The sequence below is a fragment of the Lentisalinibacter salinarum genome (assembly GCF_040706555.1).
In the GTDB taxonomy this organism is placed as follows: domain Bacteria; phylum Pseudomonadota; class Gammaproteobacteria; order Steroidobacterales; family Woeseiaceae; genus Lentisalinibacter; species Lentisalinibacter salinarum.
Genome location: NZ_JAPDRH010000004.1, coordinates 209,330 through 229,233, shown reverse-complemented (window position 1 = coordinate 229,233; position 19,904 = coordinate 209,330). Strand labels below are relative to the sequence as shown.

The following is a 19,904-nucleotide window of genomic DNA, read 5'->3' as shown; positions in this document are numbered from 1 at the left end:
GGTCGGCATTCGCTCGTCACCGCGCCTGGCGGCACGCCGCGGGGTCGATCAATTCCAGATTCGGGATCGGCACGACGAACTGTCCTCCCCAATCTGCTATGTACGCGTTTCCGGAAATAATCTCGGTCTTCAGGTTCCAGGGCAATATCAATACGTAATCCGGTTGTGTCTCCCGAATGGCCGACGGCTCGAGTATCGGGAGGCGCATTCCCGGCGTGAATTTCCCTTGCTTATAGGGATTTCTATCAACCGTGTATTCGATCAGGTCCTTGCCGATACCGCAATAATTCAACAGAGTATTCCCTTTACCGGGCGCCCCATAAGCCGCGATGCGCTTGCCTTGCCGCTTCACGTCGATCAGAAATGCGAGGAGATCGCGTTTGATCCGGTTTACGCGCTCCTGGAAGCCCGTATAGCCCTCCATACTGCCTAGCCCCGCTGCCTTCTCCTCCGCCTGAACTTCAATTACAGCCCGCCCCACTGCACGGGTCGAATCACCCCCGCGGTGCCGTGCGTAGACACGCAGCGATCCGCCATGCGTAGTCAGTTCATCGACATCGAATATGTCGAGACCGTGTTCTCTGAAAACGCGGGAGGCGGCCAGGAGCGAGAAATATGAGAAGTGCTCGTGATAGATCGTGTCGAACTGCGCGTCTTGTATCAGCCTCAGCAGATGGGGGAACTCCATCGTTATCACACCGTCATCGGCGAGCATGTACTTCATACCGGCCACGAAGTCATTGAGTGCAGGAACATGCGCCAGCACGTTATTTCCGACGATCAGATCCGCCTTTCCGCGCTCTCGCACAATCTCGGCCGCGAGATCGCGACCGAAAAAGCAGGAAATCGACTCCACCCCAACATCCTTCGCAGCCTCGGCAACATTCGCAGCCGGCTCTATGCCGAGACAGGGAATCTCCGCCTCAACAAAGTTCCGGAGTAAATACCCGTCGTTACTGGCAATCTCGACAACAAAGCTCTCCTCATCGAGCCTGAAACGCTCGATAACCGACCTCGAGTAGCTACGCGCGTGCTCGAGCCACGAGTCCGAGAATGACGAGAAGTAAGCATACTCCGCGAAGATATCCGAGGGCGCCACGTACTCCTGCAATTGCACCAGCAGGCAGCTATCACACACCATGGCGTGCAGCGGGTAGAACGGCTCCATCGAATTCAACGAATCGGACGTGATATGCGTCTGGCACAAGGGCGTTACGCCCAGATCCACGAACGTATGTTCCAAGGGCGCGCTACAGAAGCGGCACAACGCCAGGGTCTCATTCATGGATAACACTCGCACGGCCAAATTCTGGACACCACTGCGCAAAACCAAGCATGGACTCGCGCGACAACCGAAAAGTCGATGATTCCTTTCGTATCCATTACGGGGGCCGATCAGTGGCGTAGCAAGTAGTGACGAGCTTCCTCGACGAGTTCTCGCCTGCGCCAAATCGACTTTTTGATGAGAAACTTGACCAATGTCAACTTTTCGCTGTAACGCAGAGGGGATCGCAACAGATCCACAAATAACTGGAGCTGGAATTTCCATGTAGGCAGCTGATCGAGTGCGCGAAGATCCGACGAGAAGAAGTCCCGCAGTTCGGACGCGGACTTCCTGGCGGTCGATGTGTCGACGTCGACCCGCCGGTACAGCAACTTCCCGCCCAGGCGCACGAATGGCCCTCTTAGCAACAGTGCGGCCACGACACACTGATCAGAGCCGCGAAACCTCTTATTCAAACCGGTCCGGGAGAGCGCATCCGACCGAATCAACCCGTGAAAGAGGTTATTCAGACGACAATTGCCGAAGTAGGCCCGGTACCGTGCCACTGCATCGGGCACGTCGAGTTCCATCTCCACGTCCTGGATCTCCGGTTTGTCGCTGAACTCCCCGAACAACTCCGTTTGCGAATACGCCAAGACGGCGTCCTGCCGCCGATCCAGCGCTTCCACGGCACGGGCCACGAATGACTTGTCGATCAGGTCTCCGACCGCACACCACTTGAAGAACTCACTATCCGACAATTCGAATGCTCGATCGAAATTCCGAAACACCCCCACGTTCTCTTGATTTCGATGGTAGGTTATTCGCTCATCTTGTTTAACGAGTGCTGACGCAATCTCCGCCGAGCCATCGGTCGATGCGTTGTCACAGATCACCACCTTCAGGTCGGCGAATGTCTGGTCGAGCACGGAGTTGACCGTTGCGGCGAGCCAGTTCTCGCCGTTAAAGACGGGTACGCCTATCGTTACTCGAGACACACGCGCACCCCGGGTGGCGCCGACATGAGGACAGTCATTCTAACAAGGCCATAAAATAGAGCTCTCGGAACCCGTTCGCACTACCGCGAATTGTAACAGTAGGCTTCAGACACAAGAATCACTCTCCCTGAAATCGACACTTGCGCTCCCCACGCATGGGCAAACATCCCCGAGCCGATGCCTTTGGCTCATGCGTCACGGTAGCCGAATGACAGGCCATAGCGCTCCTTCAACCGTATCAGCTCGTCTGCGTACAAATCCTCCAGATAGTGGCGGAAACGAGGAGGAATAGACATTGTCGGATTCTTGTTCACGACTTTTCGCAGTGGCATCGAGTCCCAATCCAGATCTGTCGAGACGCCAATATGCTCGCAGAATTTTTCCATTGTGCCGTAAGGGTTCTGCTTGATATCGTCGAAAGTAAGCAGCAAGAGTTGGTCCTCTCGGAAATATCGTAGCCAGCGCTCGATAGCTACCGAGTATTGCCCTTGGAGCATCCCGCGCTGATACACGCCCGGAGGATGTCTCTCGGGACGATAGGCCCACTCTTTCCGAAAAAACTCGTAGAACTCCCTGTCAGGCAACTCCTCGATGGTCGTCCCCGCTTGATCAGCCACCTTTGACAGGATCCTCCTCGCGCCCGACCATGCCCTGTCAACCGGATTCCGGATTGTCATTATCAGGCGGACGTCCGGCATCAGACGTCTCACTGTTGCTATTCGCCGCAGAGGTAACAGCATGTAGCCAGGAGTAAGCTCTCCGCGAACAGAGCCTGGTGGACCGTCGAACAGCGAACAATAGTATGTGAACGACCAATCCGGGAAAGCCACACTAAAGTAGTTCGTTTCCTTTTTGTCGCAGACAAATATGTCCGGATGCGCCTGACACATCTTGTAGAGCCAGGTCGTGCCGGACTGCGCGGAACCGATGTGGATGAAATCAGGTGGCTCGAGCGGCCTGACAGAGTGCAGGTGGAGCTGCCGCTCTAACGCATGGAGCGGCGCCTTGGCGATGCGCTTTAGTCTTTTTCGGACCGGTACGCGGAGTCGCCACCGCAGCCACTCCAACTCATCGGTTATCGTCCTGTCTGATCGGTGCATAGTCCAGTCCGGCTGGCGCCTGCGCCATCTCCATCGGACAGCCGTTGCCCGGCTACGAGCCGATCTCCTCGACCGACAGTGGCTCCGCGTATGACACGTAGGGGATCGGCGACGGGAGGACATTCGTCAGGCCAAATCGGACGCAGTCGTAGGAATCGACATTGCGACTGGTCAGCAATAGTGGCTTCAATCGACCCTTCGCACTTCGTGTAAGCACGAGCTCACCCGCCTGTGTGCGTTGGTCCCCTCCCGCGAACGGGCGAAATCCGAGGGTCGCTCCCGTCGCCCGCTGGGTCATGTGAACGTCACGGATCAGGCGGTCGACCAACTGATCCGTCACAGCAGACGTCCGGCTATAGAGCTCTATACGAGATGCAGCCTCCTCGTCCGTGCAGGGTCGCCCGAGGAACCGTGAAACGTTATCGACCGCCCCCGGGGACGGGTGGCTCATTGGAGCCCGGGACGCAATACCGGCCAACAGGCTATCGTACTCTTCCAGATCGAACGCCTCTGACTCCACGATGAGCTCGACCATATCAGTCATTTTCGTCGTCTTGATGAGCTCACGCATCCTGGTTACGTACAGCTCCGTGTTTGTGAGCGGCACGTCATTCGTTCGTAAAGCGCACAGGTTGTCAACTACGAACCAGAATTTTCCTCCCGGCGGATAGAGCTCACCGATTCTATGGCACAGGTCGTGCACCTGCGCGAGAATCAGCAACTCCGACAGGCCGACATCGAACCTCAATGGCAGCTCTCCCGGACGTGTCGTCGCGTGATAGCCAGGTCCGATATCGTAGAAAAACCGGAATGGCTCGCCCAGCGCGATACGCCGCACGAGTGAGGTCACTACCTGCTGTCTGTAACACTCGACCCGCTTGCGACTCAGGTAGCAGAATCGCCGGCTGGTGAGCACCGAGAAAACCTCGTTAGCCAAGGCCTCCCCATCCGAGACGACACCGGCTGGCGTCCCCGGCGCCGACTGCAGCCCTTCGACGACATCTGAAATGTAGGCCTCGATCTCCGGGTAAACCGGTCGGGCCTCCTCTAGATGCTCAGCAATACTCATTGTCGTACACCGTCTTTCGCATCTAGCCACACAGCCATCCGCTTTTCATGGGAAGCGTACCCCATTGTGGGTTACCACGACCAAGCCATTATAGGGCACACGATGCTCACCTACCGAGACCTGGTTCAAGAAATCGGATTCTCCAGCCCAGCGGCTGCCGCGAGGGCCACGACAGGAAGATCATCCCTGGTCAGCCGCCACTTTCCAGTACCGAAAGTACTCATAGCCCTTCTCAATCGCATAAGTCAGTCTCTTCGACCGAGCCAAACCCAGGACATAGGCCAATGCGATGCTTGAACGACTGAGGATATGGTGTGGAAAGGACTTCGAGGTCACCATCTCTCGCGCTTTCCGCAAACGAATTGCCGTCTTCGCGTTGCTCCACGCTGACGAATAATCGGAATCAAACTGATAGCCAAGCGAGGGGTCATCCTCGATGGGGCACGGTACATGACCAGGATATGACTGCCACGGCACCGCACTTACCGCTTCTCCGAAACAGCGTATCCATCGCACGTAGAATCTGTGGTAGAGGCATTCGTCTATTGGCACTTTGGCCACCGCCTCGAGGAAATCACTGTCGAAAAACGGCATGATGAATTCCAGCTGATGCAAATCGATGTCTTCGAAGACTCCGTGGAGACTCCGCCGTTGATCATTCGCCATCAGGAAGAAGTAGAAGGCGCGTCCCGGCTCCTCCGCCTCAAATCTCTGCAAGTCGTCTTTTAAAGACGTGAATGGCCACTTCCGATATTGCTGAAAGACCTCCTTGTTGAGCGGTTTTCGCGTCAAGTCTGTGCGCTCTGTCTTACGATAGTGCTTGAGAGCCTCATCGACACGACCGCCGTCAAGCGCGCGCACCACTCCTTCATTCATATAGACGTGCCCCAATCCCACGCTGCCGCCGTTGCCCGTCCAGATGCAGTTCGGACGATCGAGTGAAAGCTCACCAGCCCGGTGCCGCTCCAATACGAAGCGCCTCACCGCTGTATGCACATTCCCGGAGTCTGCCAGATCAGGCGAAAACGGCATCTGCAGATAGTCGCATCCCACTACCTTCGCGAAGCGCTCCGCATAGACGCGATCCTGTGTACCTTCCGGCGCATAGTTGACGGCATGTACCTTCATTCCCAAATTGGAAAGACCCGTCACGACAGTCCGTGAATCCAGACCACCACTGAGAAACGCAAGAATATCGGTATCCCCCGCAAGCCTCGCGCGAAGGGCATTCTGAAACTCCTCGTAACAATTCTGCAGGTGATCTTCCGTCGACAATGCTCGATCCGCCGTCTGGGGCCAGGACCAATAGGTCTCACTAGACAGCTCTTGCCCCATGTACAGCACTTCCGCTCCTTCGAGCAGCGAGATCCCCTGATAAGGTGTTCTTCGGCCGACGGGCCAGTGCAGCTCCGCCTGCTCCGTCAGGCCTGCGTAATCGAGTTTCTTGGGAAGGATCGACAGTTCTTCCAGGACTCGCAGCGATGTGGAGAACGCCACGAAGTCTTCTTGCTCTGCCACAAACAACTGCCTTACGCCGACTTTGTCGGAGAACAGGAACGGCATTCCCGCCCCACGGGGAATATGGACACCTGAAAAAGTCCCGGAAGCCGTGCAGAGCGCAGACGTATCTCGTCGTGCAAACCGTTGGTGCAGTATCTCTACATCCTGCAACCTTGAAGATGAAGTTCGCGATGCCCCGGTCTTCAGGATCGGGTCGCCCGCCACCAGTGTCAGTCCGGCATTGTCCACGACAGTGCCACCATCGCGATATGCCCCGATATCGACATTGACCACATACGTATTACGAACTGAATACTCGCGTATCTCGTGGCCTCTCGTTCGGGATATGGACCGCCGCAACTCCGCCTTCGTTTCGTCAGGCAGATTCCCTGCAGCTCTACGGAAACATACCCCCGCAAATACCGTCATGCTTTCTCGCTTTGCTCTGCCCGCTTGTCTTCGACAACGTAGACGACGCTCACTGCTCTGGTCTCTGGTCGACAATTACCGAATGAACGGCATTCTCGATCCGCTCATGCACGGGGCTCACGAATATTCTCCTGCCGCCGCCCGATGTAATTCATTCAAGTACAGTGGAATAGTGAACGCCGGGATTGATCCGCCACAGAATGAAGATGACCACATGCCCTTGAGCAAGCGTGCATAGACGAAAGAACGTCGAAAGCTCTTTTGACCCGTCGAGTGCTTCCCAAAGTAACGCGCCAGCTGCAGCATCTGCCCGTGCCTGCTCTTTGACGCATCTCGCTGGCCGGTGCTCCGACCATCTGCGTAGTCAATATCAGAATACTCGGGGTATCGAGCCTTTATCACTTCGTCGTGTAGCCGGCGCTCGACAAGGAGCTCGCCGGGCAGGGAAGATAGAAAACGGTAGAGATCTATATCCAGGAAGGGCGCGAAGACCGGATTGCGCTGCGCCAGGATTCCGAAAGTGCTCGACGCAATACTCCGTCTTGTGCGGTTCCAGAAGAAAAACTGACCAACCGGGTTCGGCGTATCCACATACCTTTCTAACTCTTCGACAAGCAGCGCCTTGGCATCCTCCCGTCTGAATTGTCTGTACGCACCCGCCGCCAGCATCTTGGGGAGGTAGCCCTCTTTGCCGAGAATCTCCTCCGCCAATTCTCCCAACTCTCCTCGCCGATACCTTGTAAGTCTCTCTGCCGTGAGGTTCTTACTTTGCGAGAGCACATCGCCGCCAATCCCATCGAAAATGCCGTCATAACTGCTGGCTGAGAAGTGGTCGGCAAGCGGCAGAATCCACGTATGCTCTTTCGAGTTGAAATTCGTCAGCAGGTTTTTCCTGCGCTCTGCCTCAACCCAATTCGGAACCGGCCCTACCGTAATATGGGGCACGGTGAGACGCCGGGCTAGTTGCCCCGCGACATCGACGTCCGCGTCCGATGAACGGCTCCTGACGGTGACGCATGTGATGTCTCCCAGACCCGCGCGGCACAACTCCAAGAGAATATGCCTGGAGTCTCTCCCGCCAGACAGCGGAACAGCGATCTTGTTGAGTGACATCTCGCGAAATCTCGATATACCGGCTTCAAAGAGATCGCCGTAGGCTGCCTGCGTTTCTGGCAACGACGCCGGGCTCTCGTCTCCACACAGCGGGCGATCCGGTGCGACCAGACAGAACCCGTTTGGTCCAAACCGCAACCGAGATCCGCCCGGCATCACACGGATGGCTGAAAAGGGCGTTCGGTCCGACAAATACAACCCTGTGCGCAGGAATAGCGCAATCGCAGCGGTATCGAATTGACCCGCTCCGGCATCATCCAGAAGGGCGAGGATCGACGTCGAGAACTCGAAGGTGCGCGAATCATACCTGTAATAAATCGGGATAAACCCAAGAGGATCATTCCGCACTTCGAGGATTCCACCATTGAAGTCCCACTCGACGAAAAGCCCGGATGACGGGCTTGTCGGATCCGCCCTGTACCCGAGAGCGCCGGTTTCCGATGGCGCAACAGTCACCTGCCCGTTGGCGATACGCGCGCTGCACTTTATTGGCCCCTTTGCGCCTGTTCGGATCATTCGGCGTTCCTCGAATCAGGGGGACGTCCCCTGCTCACATGCTCCATGGTGCCCAAACCGTCATCAGCACGGTCACATTTCTTTCGCCGGACATCAATTAGCCGGCGCAGGCTCATACTCCGTCGGCAGGTGCGCCGAGGCATTCGGCCGCTAGATTAGCGCCCGCATATCAACGCGAGTCTTCAAACAAGTCGCGAAATCGATCGCGAAATCGATCTGTTAGAAAAATCGGCATCCCCCAATCGTCATTACCCTCTATGATAAGCGGCCCCTCCGACGAGAAGGCCAGGTCCCAACCTATTGAATGCAGTCCATAAAAGTACCGATGCGCCTGCATCGCAAGCGAGAGCGCTTTGACAAAATTCGGAATCTGAAATCCGTCAAAGCGAACATTAGTGTCCGGGTGAGTGCTGACTCGCCACCCTTTCCCAGGTTTGAAGAAGCCGTCGCCGACGGCTCGACCGGATTCGATATCAACGGCTATCGCCAGCCCCCCGGAAGCCGGATTGTCGGTACGTCCCCCATGTACGCCCGACTTCAACGTTGCGCTAAGGACTTCAATGTCGCCTGATCGTGTCCGTACGGAAACGACCCGGAGGGTGTTAACCGATCCTGGATGCAGAGCGCTCATATCCGGATGCTGAACGATCGCGCGCTGCAACAAATAACGCCCGTCGAGTCGCTCCCCGAGTTCGGAGACGCTCGCCGAATCTGCATCGATCTTCAGATTGCCGGACCTGATGGCGACAGCAAACGCTTTCTGCCCCAGAATGCCATCCACTGGCTTACAGAATCCATCCAAATCTTCGTAGCGTTCTACGAGCGCCATCAATGGTGCCGACCCGGAGCCATCTGCCCATGCGACGCTGTGACGAGTAAGAACCGCCAGGTTCTCCGGCGTTGGTAAGTCAAGACTGGTAAGATACTGACCGAAGAGGAACTTGTCCCGCGTCAGGGACAGATAGTTGTACTTCCCTTCGTAGAACGGACTCACAGACTGCGGGTTCGAATTCCGCTGATCACGCGTGCGCCTGAAGCGTTTTTCAGATAAGCGGACCGCCGCCGGAGCATGAACTCTATCCAGCCCTCTCAAAAAATATCCCCGATTGAACTCCCGGTACCGAATCGTCCAATAGAGCAGGTCAAGACCCGCCATAAGTTTCGTCTTTCGTGGCGCTTCCGGGTAATAGGATCTCCAGAATGACGGATCCTTCAACAGCGCTACAACTTGAACTCCAGAGATAACACTGCTCCGTACCCTCCACCATTTACGCTTTAGCCAGTGCATTGCAGCCATTCAATTTCGCCCATTGAAAAACTGCTCGAATTGCGCCCTAAAGTCTGGATCGAGCGTCATTGCAATGACACCGTCCCAATCGTCATTACCCTCCACGATCATCGGCCCATCATTCGTGAAAGCAATATCCCATCCGATAGAATCCAGACCGTAAAAGTAGGTATGCGCGACTTTGGCGAGTTCGACGGCATCATGGAAGTAGGGAATTTCAAACCCGTCGAGCATGACCCCGGTATCAGGGTGCCGAGAGACGCGGAGACCGAAGCCTGGCTTGAAGAATCCGTCGCCGCAAATCCGACCCGTCTCCGTATTCACATTCGCGATAATGCCTCCCGACGCCCAGTTATCGGTTTTCCTATCGCCAGCTCCTACACGCATCGCGACGCATAGCAGCTTCGGCTCCGGAGCTGCATACAGTGTCACTACTCGCAGCGTGTTTACCGCCTGGGGATATAGCAACGCGAGTCCACTGTGCTGATCAATACGCTGCTGGATCAACCATCGGCCGGATGGGAAAGCATGTTCCGCGTCTCGCGCGTCCAACCTCTGATCCCCACGGAAAATTGTATTATCGCAGACGCTCAACGGGAAAACCTGCTTGCCGAGAATCCCATCGATAGGCTTGCAGAAATAATCACCGTCAACGAGGTTGTCCGCCAAGTCAGTGAGGTAAATCGTCTGACCTGTATCCAGCAAAGCGACCTCCCCATCTAACACAATTGCAGCCGTCCTGGGGACCGGGAAACTCAGGCTCTTCAGATATTGACCGAATAGCCACTTATCGCGCGTCATACATAAGTAATCAAACTTCCCTCGATAGAATACGAACTGACTTCTGGGTTGTTCATTCCGGCTATTTCGCGCGCCTTTGAACTCGCGCCAAGATAGCCTGCTGGATACGCGTTCCCCCACTCGATCGAGTCCGTAGGCATAATAGAATAGAGGCAATTCGCGATGCCGGACGAGCCACCAAACGAGTTCCGCGGCTATTCTGCGCCGGGCCTTTCTTCGCGCATCGGGGAAGTAACTTGCACTGTATGGCGATTCAGAGATCAAACCCCATAGCATTGCTGCGTCGTCGCGGAGCCGCCGAAGACGCCAATACCGCCTCTTGATCCAGCGCAATATTCCCATTACCTATGCTGCCGCCGACTAACCTATACGTAACCCAATTGGTGTCCATCTATATGAACTTTCGGAGAATGTTTTGTCTCCTTATGCGCGTGCCCACACTACAACGACCGGTTCTTGGTCACTCCTCTATATAGAACCACGATAGCAGCCCAAGCATATTATGCGTGGGACTTGGAATACCACAAGGACGCAGCGCACAGAGTGGATCCATGTGTGTGCGGGAGGGGTTACCGTTAAGCCAAACTCCCTTTCAAAGAAATCCTCCAAGCAGGAACTAGCCATCGATATCATCGAGTACGCAGCACGACAACTTGCTCCACCGGCGCGAATTTGTACGCACCTGTGCCTAATCAACCGAACAAAGGAGGGTCGCCTGCTAACCGACAAAAACCTTTCGTCGTGTCGACCCTACATTGTTCCGAAAGACACCAACCCACGCATCCAGCTTCTGTGCATGCCTGTGGCTAAATGCAAGTGAACGAATTTGAGTGCCGCAATAAACCCATCTTTTCTGAACTCGTAATACACTCCAAAAAGGAATTGGCGGCCGTGTCGTACGCATGCCCCGAAGAACTCCTTCCTGAGTCTTTTTTTGTCCTGAAGCCAGTCACTATACATTCGCATTCTCCTGACAATTCGCTCTTTTTGTTCACCTTCGGCGACCACCAATCGGTTCTTCTTCCCAATGATCGCAGGCGTGATTCGATAATCGATTGATCGTGTTGCCCCAGTCTCCCACCGGACATCAATAGTCAAGAAGACTGTCTCGGTTGGATGCCCCTCTCTATTGTTCATGTACGCATTCCCATCAACCGGAAAAACGAAATTGCCCAGTGAATAAGCGATGATCCCATTACAATAGTGTTCAATGCCCTGAAGTGTATGCGGGTGATGATGAACAACAACATCCGCTCCTGCCTCAACCAATCGCCTGGACAATCGCACCTTCCAGGGCGCCGGGAGGTTCGTGAATTCAAGATCCGAATGGGTAGTCACCACCAACAAATCTACGCTGCTTCTCAATCGCCGAATCAAGTGAATGAGCCTTCGCGAAGCCAGCGGTGCGACTCCAGCCGATCTGTCCGTGGCGCGATAATGCGTAGCGTCCGTTACGCTTACAATTCCGATCCTTCTAGTATTGATCGTCAACACCAGAGGCGTCTCAGCGGCCGCGATATCCCTACCCGCGCCGACCGTCTTTAAGCCCTGCCGCTGCAAGAATGACTCGGTAAACGTCAAGCCACTTTCGCCGCAATCGAGAATGTGATTGTTGGCCAACGATAGTACCTCGAAAGGCAGCTCACCTATGTCGATGCACTTCGCCGCGCTAACCACCATTTTCCGCGGAATATTATCGGCGTGAGGAACAATCACCGACTCCAAATTTGCGACAGCAATATCCACATCCTGCGTGAACTGTCGGCATTGACGCACTACCTCGCCCATGCCTCCATACTTGCCTGATTTCAATACCGACAGTGAGAGGTCGCCAACGAAGCCTAGCCTTAATCTTTCCACACGCGTGTCACTCTCAATTACTCATGCTGGTTCTACAAATTCAACTACATTGTTTCATTCGCGCCGATTGCATAGCCTGACCAATTTTACTGCCCCGTCGACGGCGCAACTGGACCAGATGCAACGTAATTCCACACAGTCTGTTCCGGCCCCTCCCCTCTGCCTGTCAGCCACCAAAGCAGACCCACCAACAAAAGATAGACGAACGCACCGACAAGTACTTGGATACCCAGCAGAAGTATTCCGCTCAATCCCTCCAGCGGACCAATCAGCGGTAGCCCGTACACAAGCCCTGCGTACATAACCAGCCCGGCGAATATGAGCCTCCATGTATCGTTGGCGAGCTGAGCCACTCCCAGCAGTCCCACGAATTGCTGCACAAATAGTGAAACGATCATCTGTACAGTACCTGCGATCAACACCCCTGCCGCTAGACCGAGAAGGCCGTTGATCGCGAATCCCGCTCCCAGACCTATGACCCTTATCGTCAGATTGAAAAGCGATAGAAGCCCGAGCGTCCTAACCTGCCCGGAAGACATGAACGCGGAAGTCGATACTGCAAAGACCGAACGGACGACTCCGTAGATTGCTAGAATCTGAATTATCGGGGCCGCTTCGCTCCACTTGTCACCCAAGACAACGTCTGTCAACGGGACCGCCACAGCCGACAGCCCTAGGCCTGCGGGTACCGCTAGCAGTAACAACACCGCAATGGATCTTCGGTACATGTCGCGAAACTCGTCAAGACTCTCGTTGAGCTTGGCGAGCCCCGGCAACGTTGCCCGAGCGATCGGCATTGCAATTTCCGTGGATGCTGCCCCGGCTATTTCATAGGCAACCGTGTATCGCCCGACAACATCCGTGGTAGAAAACCGACTGAGAATGAACGTGTCGAGTTTTTGAGAAACCGAGCGAACGAGGCCAACCAGGAATATCCATTTCGAAAACTGGAATAATGATCGCCACTCGACAAGTGAAAAACGGGGTCGGTAAGGCGACATCAAGAAACTCGAGACCAGGGCCGTCATCGACGCAAAGACCGTCCCGATCACGAAGGCCCAATAGGTGCGCCATACATACGCAATAGCTATCGTCACGACGAAGCCTGCGAGCTTGCGATACAAGCTAAACCGAAAATCTCGGTCGAATTCCAGCTCCTTCCGAAAATCGACTACACCAACATTCTCGAACCCATTCAGAAGTGCTGCCAGCGCGTAGAACCACAGAATCGAAAACAGCGCAGGCTCGTGAAAGAAACTGGCAGCGGGGCCGGCAAACGCCACCAGTAAGAGCGCAATAAAAAGACCCCGAATTGCATGGATCGTCCAAACAGTATTGTAGTGCCCTGCAACAGCCCGCTGATTCTGGATCAGCGCCACTTCCAATCCAAACGTCGTGATGAGTTCCAGGAAAGAGGCAATCATCGACGCTTTCGCAACGATCCCGAAATCCTCTGGAACCAAGAGTCGCGCCAGAATAATGCCACTTATGACACCGAGCGCCCGGATGCTCAATCGCATTCCGACGGTCCAAAATGCGCCGGACGCAATCCGCCTGCCGATCGACAAGCTGACCTTCTCCATTTCTTCAGGTACTCACTTTCCAACTTTGCCGCATTGAGTGCGGGAATAACGCTCTCTCGTGGCCGACCCAGTGTCTACTAGTGGCACCCTTGCGGTCACCGCATATGCACCGACAGGGGCAATATGCCGCCCGCCGGATAACCCAGCCAGCGGAGCAAAAACTTGCTTTGCTCTGCTCGCTATCGCGAATTGTTTCATTTTCTCGATCGACCCTACTATGCGAAGCGCTGAACTTCGCTATATAGGCCCTAGAGGAGAGACCTGTCACGGGGCGCCAGGCGGGACGGTCATCAACAGGCAATCGAGGGTGCTCATTGGCCACGTAATCTGCCCCCCGCAGCATCTTGATACGGGTCCGTCAATCTCCTGAACGCCGATACAACGCTATTGAACGCTCGCCACCGCAAGTGATCGAAGCAGGGGCAGAGATCTCAAGTATTCGAAAGTCGCTAATCTGCCGTCAGATTCGTTGGAGCGCGGGGTCGGACCGGCTGGGAAACTCGAATGCGCGCGCCGTACTCCGTCGAGGCATGATCTAGCTGCACGGCCCCCCGGGCTGGATCGAGACCCGCGCCGTAACCGCGAAGTACGATGCCGCCTCTCGCTGCAGCGGATTCTGACGACAGTGCAGGATCAAAATCACTCACTCGCGTAGTCCAGTCTTCCCCAAGACTAGACTCGTCTTCACGTAGAAACGGCATAGCAGCTAATGCAATTCCTTTTGACTCGAACGATCCCCCATCGTAACCGCCAACGTTGCTAACACGGTTCCGGGCTTCGCCTAGGTTGTCGTAATTACCGTTGCTCCACGCGAATCGTCCGTCCGGGTACCAAGCACTGCCGTCCCACTGACTAGACTCGAATTCCTCCCCGTAAGTTACCGCGGTGAACTTAATCAATCCATCGAAGAGTGGGGATTCGGGATTTGTGTGGACCCAGAGATTATTAAGAATATCGCTACGCTTGACAGATGATTGAAACTGGGTCCAAATCGTCTCCCGCGGATCACCAAGACTGTTGATTGTTGCTACAAGCGTATTGTGGATTATATGCACGCCAGTTGGACCGTCGTTTAACTTCCACGGACGTAAGAACTGATTCACACCGACATTTCTGACGAAATAGGTAGGGCCTCCCGTTACGGTATTTGGCTGCCGGCTACCTAGCGTGCCAGTGTTCAACGCCATGTTCCGATACGCAAGCGTATTGCGATAGCCATCGTCAAGCTCGAAGGCGTCATCACCACCCCAGAGAATCAAGTTCTTCTCGATTACAATTCCAATGTTTGGTACGGACGTATCCCGATGGACCTTTATCGTATCTCCGAATCCGGCGAAGGTGTTGTTGAAAATGGCATGGCCTTGGCCAGTAACCTTCAGTCCGTCGTCATTCCAGGTGCTACTTATACCTGTTTCGCCCTGGGCAGTTCCTCCCGTTTTTAGAGCGACAATGTCCTCCCAAGTCCATTTTCCCTCAAAATAATTATTGTAGATATTAGCAGCGTACATTTCACCTTCAGGCCCTTCCCATAGGCGAACGCCCCGTCGTCCAGAGATGATTGAATTCCGTAATGTAAACCCAGTCTGTGGCGACGACGATGTACCACGAACTCGCACGGCCCCCAAAACTCTGGAGCTCAAGCTTCCGCGCAGAGTCAAATTCTCGACAACTATGTGATCTCCATAGACATTCAGGGCTGCCCCCGATCTGTCTCCCAAAATCGCGGTCTCGCGATCATCCCCTCTAATCACTATCGGTCGGTCTTTTGTGCCACTCCGCGAAATACTGAGACCAGCAATTAAATGCAAGCCTCGGAACTCAAAAATCTGACCCGGTTCGGCCGAATCCAGCGCCGATTGAACCTCCGAAAAATCTGATCCCGACATGAAAACGACGTCAGCATCGCGGCCCGACACGTCCAAAGGCAACTCCCGGGTCTTAAATGCAGCACTGAAAATCTCACTACTACCATCAGAACCTGTGACAGTAACTTCAATCTCGTACGAAGCACCAGGCGTCAAATCCCACAGCATCCCGCTAAACTCGTCATTTCGCGGCAGATCCGAATCGTCCGAGGAGACAAACGATGGATCTGGGCCGTCCTTCCACTCTGCCGACGCCGTCGCGGTGTACCGTACAGTGGCACTGGCTGATGGATCCAACGCACCGTTGATCGGTACTGTATAGCTTACCGCTGTCGGTCCTGGCTCATCGAGCTTGAGGGGGCCGACTGGCAAGGTCGCGCCAAACAAAGTCCCTGGACCAACCATCAGCGCAGCGAGCATGAAACCGACACACGCCTCTCGGCTAAGGCTGATGGTCGACCGAATCTGCCGCTTCGAGTGCTCTGTCGAATGTCGTCGCATAGACATGTTCCGATTCCTCACGCTAGTTTTTGGGCTCTTGCCCTTCGACCAAAACGCCCGCAGAAAAAAATGGCGCGATTGCAACCCAAAATTCGAGGCTCCGTCACATCGACACGAAGCGTGCGTTTCTTCTGACAACGTGACGCACTGTCGAACGATACTGGATATTGCTTCTAATGGTAGCTGCGATGCGCAAACTGTGAAACATGTCGCATTATGCAGACAATTGCGCTGATTCAATTCTGACGTACACTACCGCATCCACAGACTTTACTACTTGGGTTCATAAGCTCATGTTGAAGCATCTTCTTCCCCTCCATGGTCTCAGTCGTAAATTGTCGCAGCGCGTCGGCTCGTGTTCATTTGTAATTCTGTGCACGTTTTCACTCGCGTACCCAGCCTCGCCGTTGCAAGCGAACGATCTATTCCCGGAACTCGAACCAGGCCAGTGGTACGAAATCCCTAATACGGCAATGAATGAGGTCGTGCCAGATCCATTGCCAGACGGGATCAGAGGCTCAACCGGGCCCCAAGCGGTGATTCACGCATGGAGTGGAGGCACGTTCGACACCGGCAGGAATCGACTATTGGTGTGGGGCGGTGGACATGGGAATTACGGCGGCAACGAGGTATATGCTTTCGATTTGGTAAATAGGAAGTGGGAAAGGCTATCCAATCCAAGTTCACTCGATGGCTGGAGCAAGGGTGATGCGATGATGCCGGATGGTACCCCTCTCTCTCATCATTCCTACGATCACCTCGCATATTTACCGGCCCCGTTTGATAGCCTCTGGGTCCAAGGTGGAAGTCGTTGGCCTGACGGGAACAGCAACCGTCTCACGTGGCGATTTGACTTAGATACCCACAAGTGGATCCACCTTAGCGACATACCTGACAGGTATGCTACTGGATTTTCCAATACCACTGCGTACGACCCAATTACCGGACAAGTTTTTCAACATGGAACTAGGTACATCGTTGTATACGACCCGACTAGAGACCAATGGGACATTCGATCGGACATGCTAGGCAATCTGCCGCAAGGCATGACGGGAACGATAGATCCCAAGCGAAGACTCTTCATAATGATTGGGCGAGGAAATGCTCTGTTCGTTGATATCGGAAATAAAGGAGTTTTGACAAGAGAGGAACTAAATACTTCAGGAGGCGATGAAATCGTCAATTGCGCAGCTCCTGGCCTTACATACGATTCGGCAAACGACTTAATCGTGGGATGGTGTCGCAACGGTAGCGTGTATACCCTGAATCTCGACACAAATCGCTGGACAGAACATGGCACCACATCTAGCCGCGTGCCCGCAGATCCGTACGAAATCTATGACAGCCCGCCGTATTGGGGCACCTATGGTCGTTTCCAATATGTTCCTGACCACAATCTGTTTATTCTCTACTACTGGATCACCGAAAACGTTTGGGTGTACAGACTTTCCGACGAGATCAGCGCCCCACGTCCCGAACCTCCGGACTTTGTCACGCCCTAACCAAAACTCCAACGCTTTAGGGATTTGACCACTCAATCAAGTCTATCTCGTACTCTTGCGATAACCGCCTATTTTGATCCGCGAAATATTGCGTAAGCAATCGCCGGTCCTCTTCAGGCATATCCGGGATTCGGTCAGCTAGACGTCGATACGCCCAGTCCTTCAATGATCGAGGCAGGACCGGACTGATCGCCTTCGAGACTCTGTTCATGCCTCCGATGCCGCTCAGGTAGCGATTCACAACGGCCAGAGCACCACGATACCGAAATGACCGGTTTTGACCACGATCGAAATCCGGATTCGCAAGTGGAGGCAAATCGAGTTTGCTTAACAATTCCGTTAGTGTAACGTTCGGGTCCTTTATGAGACTCTCGAACTTAAGAATGGAAATGCGTTCGCGGGCAAAACACTCACGAAACAATTGTATCTGATCGAAATATCTGCTCGCTCGCATGTATATCGAACCTTCAGATATTGCATCATGGAATGACCGAGACTCATGGCCCGCACGCACAGCGTGCCAATATGATGACCACGTTCTCATCACTGGATCACGGACAACGTAAACAATTCGCGCATCTGGGCTGAGATCCTTTATCCTGGTTGGAACACCCCAAAGTGGACTCTTCTGTGCACTATCATCCAGCCTTGGCAAGGGTGACGCACTGTACGAGGGCGTAGCATCCAACAGATATGGTTTTTCAGGTCTCCGAAATCTCGATCGATACCATGCCAAGTCCTTGCCGGAATTATGAGTGAAATACCCAGGTTCTTTAGGTTCGCTCAGACAAATCTCGGGATGCTGACCTAGAAGGCTGGCAAGAAAGGTTGTTCCCGCTTTCTGAGCGCCAACAAGAAACAAATTCGGGGGAAACGACATTTACGTCCTCCTAGTACACCTCATAAGGTGTCGCCGTTTTCACGATTCGCGTCGCTTCGTTCAACCCTATCGCTAATAAGAACGCCGGACGCACTCCACTGGCCGACACCAACCCGCGGTCAAAATCGGACTGCGCCCACCTCCTTCGCTACCGTGATTCCAGACGTTCCCGAATAGCCGCTCCGGACCTAGTCAGGCGAATACCTAGCTCCTCACGATTCGATCAATAGACTAACTGAGGAATACCGACGCAATGTTTGCACTGTACGTTCGACGAGTTGCGTGTTTCCCCATATCTCGGTCGAATTAAACGCCCAACTCACTAGCACCGGTCAACTCATCGCAGTGCCCCACCGATCCTCATGCTGAAGCTTTGCCCTGAAAGACAGATAACGCATCCTGATAAACAGCGCGCTGCGTGAACAACTTCTAATCGCTTCCGCTCGGTGTGCCCGCCGGGCGATCAAGACTCAACACATCACAATCGTTAGTCGCATTCGTTGAAGCAATACTGCGGCAATGGGTCCGGCCGACAACGTCGAGTCTTGGATCTATGCCAAACCAAAACTCCCACTTCTTTGAAGCCTGTCGCATCGATCGTTCCTTGTGGTTGCCGCATGCTTAATTGACGATCAATAAGGTAACGAGTACTGCGAGCTTCTTAGTCGCGGTCCTTCATCAAACGACAATTCACCTCCGGCTCGGTTGGGCCTGAACGACTCTGGATCAAACGAAAAAGATAGACAGCGTTCCCACCTTGGACATGCGCCTGGTCTCGTGCCCTGAATCGCACGTCCATACGAACGGAGACTACGCAGTGCGTGCAGTTTTCTCCAGCCGCCCAGAACTCGCATCATCGTTTAAACGGGCATAAAGCCCTTGGCATAGTTCCTCAATAGCGGGGTCTATTTGCGGCACACTATCTTTCCCGATAGATCTAGTCGATATCGCATCAACATACCTTGCCTTGTACGGAAGATTAAGAAAATCAAACAATTGGCGAATCTCATGGTCTGGGGTTCGAGTAACGTCTTCATATTTCACAAGCTTGACCCTTTCTTCTCTGTCTAATGCTTGTTCGTAATAGAACCTGTTTCTAAAGTACCAGATGAGCGCCCGCGCTGACTCGTCGCTGATACCACGTGAATAATGCTCGACAATCAGGGAGCGAGTATCTTCCGAGATATTCACACCCCTCCACCTCGCCGCCGCCGACTCATCGATTATGTATTTGAGATAAGCGTTGTGCTCTGTCCATTTTCGTATAGCCGAATTAACTACATCATGATAGTTTCGATAAATCCATATTGCGCGTGATGTTGGGAATTCCAGGAGCAACTCGCTGGCCCGCTGACTGTCCGCAATGCACTTGAATGCCACAATCTTCGCGCTAGCTGCATTTACGATTTGTTTTAGCTCCCTTGTCTCTTTGAGCACAAAGTCGTTGAAAGCATCAACGTCATTTTCGTTGTATGTAGCGACTGAGAAGGAACGATCGAGGCATCCGATCAACATATTGGTGCCAGATCTCATTTCCCCGAATATAAAACAAGGAATTGGTGAGGATTCGCGGACGAAGAACGTCGCAAAAACCTTCTTTAAATGCTTACGCACTTGCTGCCGTCTAGTTAACAT

General features: G+C 54.0%; 14 protein-coding genes. 1 reads left to right on the top strand and 13 read right to left on the bottom strand.

All coding sequences use genetic code 11. The annotated features are described in order from the left end of the window. Positions 1 to 16: 16 nt before the first annotated feature. From ACJMKZ_RS16710 to ACJMKZ_RS16660, 11 genes are all read right to left on the bottom strand, one after another. On the bottom strand, positions 17 to 1,285 hold the full coding sequence (locus tag ACJMKZ_RS16710; RefSeq protein ID WP_405234359.1) for a methyltransferase domain-containing protein: 1,269 nt from the start codon (positions 1,283 to 1,285) through the stop codon (positions 17 to 19). A 110-nt stretch (positions 1,286 to 1,395) separates the two neighbouring features. Beyond that, entirely contained in the window at positions 1,396 to 2,262 is an 867-nt protein-coding gene (locus ACJMKZ_RS16705; protein ID WP_405234358.1) for a glycosyltransferase family 2 protein, read from the bottom strand. Between the two features lie 188 nt (positions 2,263 to 2,450). Then, positions 2,451 to 3,362, bottom strand: coding sequence for a sulfotransferase family protein (locus ACJMKZ_RS16700; protein WP_405234357.1), 912 nt, complete (start codon positions 3,360 to 3,362; stop codon positions 2,451 to 2,453). 52 nt (positions 3,363 to 3,414) lie between these two features. Next, positions 3,415 to 4,431, bottom strand: a complete 1,017-nt coding sequence (locus tag ACJMKZ_RS16695) for a hypothetical protein (protein WP_405234356.1) — start codon at positions 4,429 to 4,431, stop codon at positions 3,415 to 3,417. Positions 4,432 to 4,611: 180 nt separating this feature from the next. Further along, on the bottom strand, positions 4,612 to 6,360 hold the full coding sequence (locus ACJMKZ_RS16690) for an asparagine synthase-related protein (RefSeq protein ID WP_405234355.1): 1,749 nt from the start codon (positions 6,358 to 6,360) through the stop codon (positions 4,612 to 4,614). A 117-nt stretch (positions 6,361 to 6,477) separates the two neighbouring features. Continuing rightward, the gene (locus tag ACJMKZ_RS16685) at positions 6,478 to 7,989 is read right to left on the bottom strand and encodes an asparagine synthetase B family protein (RefSeq protein WP_405234354.1); all 1,512 of its coding nucleotides are present in this window, start codon (positions 7,987 to 7,989) and stop codon (positions 6,478 to 6,480) included. Between the two features lie 169 nt (positions 7,990 to 8,158). Further along, positions 8,159 to 9,286 carry a sugar-transfer associated ATP-grasp domain-containing protein gene (locus ACJMKZ_RS16680; RefSeq protein WP_405234353.1) on the bottom strand — a complete coding sequence of 376 codons (1,128 nt, stop codon included), beginning with the start codon at positions 9,284 to 9,286 and terminating at the stop codon, positions 8,159 to 8,161. Further along, on the bottom strand, positions 9,287 to 10,078 hold the full coding sequence (locus ACJMKZ_RS16675) for a sugar-transfer associated ATP-grasp domain-containing protein (RefSeq protein ID WP_405234352.1): 792 nt from the start codon (positions 10,076 to 10,078) through the stop codon (positions 9,287 to 9,289). It lies immediately after the preceding gene. Positions 10,079 to 10,828: 750 nt separating this feature from the next. Continuing rightward, positions 10,829 to 11,938, bottom strand: a complete 1,110-nt coding sequence (locus tag ACJMKZ_RS16670) for a CapA family protein (protein ID WP_405234351.1) — start codon at positions 11,936 to 11,938, stop codon at positions 10,829 to 10,831. An 86-nt stretch (positions 11,939 to 12,024) separates the two neighbouring features. Next, positions 12,025 to 13,521, bottom strand: a complete 1,497-nt coding sequence (locus ACJMKZ_RS16665) for a lipopolysaccharide biosynthesis protein (RefSeq protein ID WP_405234350.1) — start codon at positions 13,519 to 13,521, stop codon at positions 12,025 to 12,027. 449 nt (positions 13,522 to 13,970) lie between these two features. After that, entirely contained in the window at positions 13,971 to 15,806 is a 1,836-nt protein-coding gene (locus ACJMKZ_RS16660; protein WP_405234349.1) for a right-handed parallel beta-helix repeat-containing protein, read from the bottom strand. A 1,103-nt stretch (positions 15,807 to 16,909) separates the two neighbouring features. Here ACJMKZ_RS16660 and ACJMKZ_RS16655 point away from each other — a divergent pair. Then, positions 16,910 to 17,389, top strand: coding sequence for a hypothetical protein (locus tag ACJMKZ_RS16655; RefSeq protein ID WP_405234348.1), 480 nt, complete (start codon positions 16,910 to 16,912; stop codon positions 17,387 to 17,389). Between the two features lie 16 nt (positions 17,390 to 17,405). On the opposite strand, the gene ACJMKZ_RS16650 is transcribed toward ACJMKZ_RS16655, so the two are convergent. Then, positions 17,406 to 18,269 carry a sulfotransferase family protein gene (locus tag ACJMKZ_RS16650; protein ID WP_405234347.1) on the bottom strand — a complete coding sequence of 288 codons (864 nt, stop codon included), beginning with the start codon at positions 18,267 to 18,269 and terminating at the stop codon, positions 17,406 to 17,408. A gap of 810 nt (positions 18,270 to 19,079) precedes the next feature. Next, positions 19,080 to 19,904: a sulfotransferase gene (locus ACJMKZ_RS16645; protein WP_405234346.1), complete on the bottom strand. Its 825-nt coding sequence runs from the start codon at positions 19,902 to 19,904 to the stop codon at positions 19,080 to 19,082.

What these genes read in the sequence shown, in the direction of transcription:
- ACJMKZ_RS16710 (WP_405234359.1), bottom strand. Translation starts at nt 1,285, where the DNA reads ATGAATGAGACCCTGGCGTTGTGCCGCTTCTGTAGCGCGCCCTTGGAA.
- ACJMKZ_RS16700 (WP_405234357.1), bottom strand. Translation starts at nt 3,362, where the DNA reads ATGCACCGATCAGACAGGACGATAACCGATGAGTTGGAGTGGCTGCGG.
- ACJMKZ_RS16695 (WP_405234356.1), bottom strand. Translation starts at nt 4,431, where the DNA reads ATGAGTATTGCTGAGCATCTAGAGGAGGCCCGACCGGTTTACCCGGAG.
- ACJMKZ_RS16690 (WP_405234355.1), bottom strand. Translation starts at nt 6,360, where the DNA reads ATGACGGTATTTGCGGGGGTATGTTTCCGTAGAGCTGCAGGGAATCTG.
- ACJMKZ_RS16685 (WP_405234354.1), bottom strand. Translation starts at nt 7,989, where the DNA reads ATGATCCGAACAGGCGCAAAGGGGCCAATAAAGTGCAGCGCGCGTATC.
- ACJMKZ_RS16680 (WP_405234353.1), bottom strand. Translation starts at nt 9,286, where the DNA reads ATGGCTGCAATGCACTGGCTAAAGCGTAAATGGTGGAGGGTACGGAGC.
- ACJMKZ_RS16675 (WP_405234352.1), bottom strand. Translation starts at nt 10,078, where the DNA reads ATGACGCGCGATAAGTGGCTATTCGGTCAATATCTGAAGAGCCTGAGT.
- ACJMKZ_RS16665 (WP_405234350.1), bottom strand. Translation starts at nt 13,521, where the DNA reads ATGGAGAAGGTCAGCTTGTCGATCGGCAGGCGGATTGCGTCCGGCGCA.
- ACJMKZ_RS16660 (WP_405234349.1), bottom strand. Translation starts at nt 15,806, where the DNA reads ATGCTCGCTGCGCTGATGGTTGGTCCAGGGACTTTGTTTGGCGCGACC.
- ACJMKZ_RS16655 (WP_405234348.1), top strand. Translation starts at nt 16,910, where the DNA reads ATGCTAGGCAATCTGCCGCAAGGCATGACGGGAACGATAGATCCCAAG.
- ACJMKZ_RS16650 (WP_405234347.1), bottom strand. Translation starts at nt 18,269, where the DNA reads ATGTCGTTTCCCCCGAATTTGTTTCTTGTTGGCGCTCAGAAAGCGGGA.
- ACJMKZ_RS16645 (WP_405234346.1), bottom strand. Translation starts at nt 19,904, where the DNA reads ATGTTAACTAGACGGCAGCAAGTGCGTAAGCATTTAAAGAAGGTTTTT.